The 2,446-nt window shown below is 34.3% G+C and carries 2 protein-coding genes; both read right to left on the reverse strand.

Going from position 1 to position 2,446, the window contains the following annotated elements; all coding sequences use genetic code 11:
- Positions 1-695: 695 nt before the first annotated feature.
- Positions 696-1,619 carry a hypothetical protein gene (locus ACP5SP_RS07835; protein ID WP_428076499.1) on the reverse strand — a complete coding sequence of 308 codons (924 nt, stop codon included), beginning with the start codon at positions 1,617-1,619 and terminating at the stop codon, positions 696-698.
- Between the two features lie 15 nt (positions 1,620-1,634).
- Entirely contained in the window at positions 1,635-2,288 is a 654-nt protein-coding gene (locus ACP5SP_RS07840) for a hypothetical protein (RefSeq protein WP_428076501.1), read from the reverse strand.
- Positions 2,289-2,446 lie beyond the last annotated feature (158 nt).

Here is a 2,446-nt window from a genome sequence, read left to right on the forward strand (position 1 = left end):
TATTTCCTTGAGTTCTATCCTTTTTTCAAAGTCAATAATTCTCTTTTTACTATATTTTATAATCTCTCTCTTGTTAATACCTTTTAGTAATAATCTTTCACTTTAATCAAAAAATTCTTTTCCTCATATATTAGACTTCCAAACTCACAAAAAAGTTCCATAATTTTCAAAGAATTTTTAATATTCGTACGCATATATTTTTTCTTGCACACTTAACAATAGGTTGATTAATTATTTTTAGTCATGACGGTTTTACAAATTTTCAATACCCTCTAAAAATTTTTCTCCTCATATAGAATCCGCTGGGAAAGAATGCGGATTAGAAAGGATTAAAAACTCTCAAACTCCAAAAAGTTCCACATTTTTAAGGGATTTTTGTGCAAATTTAAGATCTCGTTATATGCCTTTTTAGAGTGCAGTAGTTTCACGGTTTTTAATTTTTTCTAGTTTAAGGCAGGGTTATTTTACATTCAACCTATCAATTAATTTTACAATTTTGTCTGAATAGTTTAACCATTCGTTAGTGGCATTAAATCCTTTTTAATAAATTTTCTCTCTCATCTGGCTCTGTGCCCATAGGAGCTCAAATACAGTGGCAAGTAGAGTATCTACCCACAATTCGCCTAATCAGAAGGATTTAAGGGGATAATTTTTACAGAACTTACTCATAAAAATTACATTACTCAAATTAGTTATTAATTATATGGTCTACTTACAGAATCACTCACGCTACCACTTCCATACCAAAGATAAGTATCGGGAGTTATTGTTGTGCCGCTCCATTCCCAGTCAACACTATCATTATATGTAGAAGAAGTATCAATGTTAGCACCTGTATAGTCTAGAGATCCAACTTTCATATAGTACAGGGTCTGACCATTTATAACATAGGTAATTAAAGCGCCAGTCCCAAGACTTGTTTTAGCAGGTTGAAATTTCCATCCTCCTGTCGCATAATAACCTACCTTGCTTATTAGTACTCTCCAATTTGTATTATTCACAACGTTAGGGCTTTCAACACCAAATTGGAAATGTTTAAAAGTGACAGGAATTTGGTTTACATAAACAGTAGATGTTCCAATAAGAAAATTAGTAGAAGAAAAGGCAGAGCTACTCCATGAATAAACTACTGGTGCATCATACTGAAGAGCTGAAAGGTTGGGATATGCATAGAGTTTATAAATAATATTCGAGCCACTCACGTCCATTCTCTCATAAAAAGCTGGATAAGAAACTGAGGCTATGTTGTTGCTTTGCCCAATTTGATAAGTGCCATCAATCTTCCACCACTGTGGAGCCCAATTAATGCTTCCTGTAGTGCTTCCATTATTGTATAATGCTACTCCGTTTTGGAAGACGCATCCTGTTTGTGTATTCCCCGTTCCAGTAGCTCCAGCTACACTTATAACTCCACCAAGCCACGTATTAGTTCCTATGAGTTGTGGATTTGTAGATTGATAACTAATTGAAGCAATGACTTTATTATTAGTTGCAAAGCTATTATTAAAGTAACCGCCTATGTAAGGCTGGTTTTGGCCGGCGAAGATGAGACTCGGAGATGCAAAAATTAAAACAAAGCAATACATGCTGCAAACAAAAATGCGTAAAACTTTGCTCATGTTCTCCTCCTCTAATTAAAATGTACAAATGCTAAAACTTGGAGCAAGTTCTGAGTCATTCGGTATCAAGACTACGTTTGTATCTTCACAAATTATTCCATAAGGATTTAAAGTAAAGGGCTGTACATCATTAGGAAAATCTTTAGGAATGCTTAAGGTCATTACAACAACGACAGTTTCCCCTGCCTTAATCGTAGCTGACTTTTTATTGAAACTAATGTAGTCATTAATATTTACTTTATCGGTTCCTTTGACATTTCCATTCTTATCTCTTATTGGGTAATAAACTTCGACTTGTCCACCTGACATATCTTTAGGATCAAACTTTACATGGGCTTCGGTTACCGTTGGATCATAACTTACAAACGTTAAAAGCAGTGGTATTGTAAGTTTTTCACCTTTTTTCAAAAGATAAACTCCCTTCTTTGGTTTTGGAAGAGAATAGTCCTTTAATGGAGAATCGGAAGGGAGGCTTATATCGATATAACCCTTAGTATTATACTCTTTTGCAATCTTTGGATCACGTAATTGGGATGTCAAGAGCATAGGCATTGCAAAAGAATGAGTGTCTACATATCTCATTACAAAGTAGGTTTTTATAGGTCTATAAAGTACTATTCCTGCAACAGCCAGAACAATTAACAAAATTGCAATGGTTTTTTTCTTCATTTTACCCTCCTACATTTAATTCTATCCTAATTCTCCTTTTCTTAAAATTTCTTTTTAAATTTGTTTTGCTTTCTTTTCGCTTTCTTTTTCCCTTTTTCACCTCCCAAATCCCGGAGCCTTGCCCTCGGTTTTTTGGTTTAAGGTACCCCCTCAATACC

The organism is Caldisericum sp. (genome assembly GCF_049967455.1).
In the GTDB taxonomy this organism is placed as follows: Bacteria; Caldisericota; Caldisericia; order Caldisericales; family Caldisericaceae; genus Caldisericum; species Caldisericum exile_A.

What these genes read in the sequence shown, in the direction of transcription:
- ACP5SP_RS07835 (WP_428076499.1), bottom strand. Translation starts at nt 1,619, where the DNA reads ATGAGCAAAGTTTTACGCATTTTTGTTTGCAGCATGTATTGCTTTGTT.
- ACP5SP_RS07840 (WP_428076501.1), bottom strand. Translation starts at nt 2,288, where the DNA reads ATGAAGAAAAAAACCATTGCAATTTTGTTAATTGTTCTGGCTGTTGCA.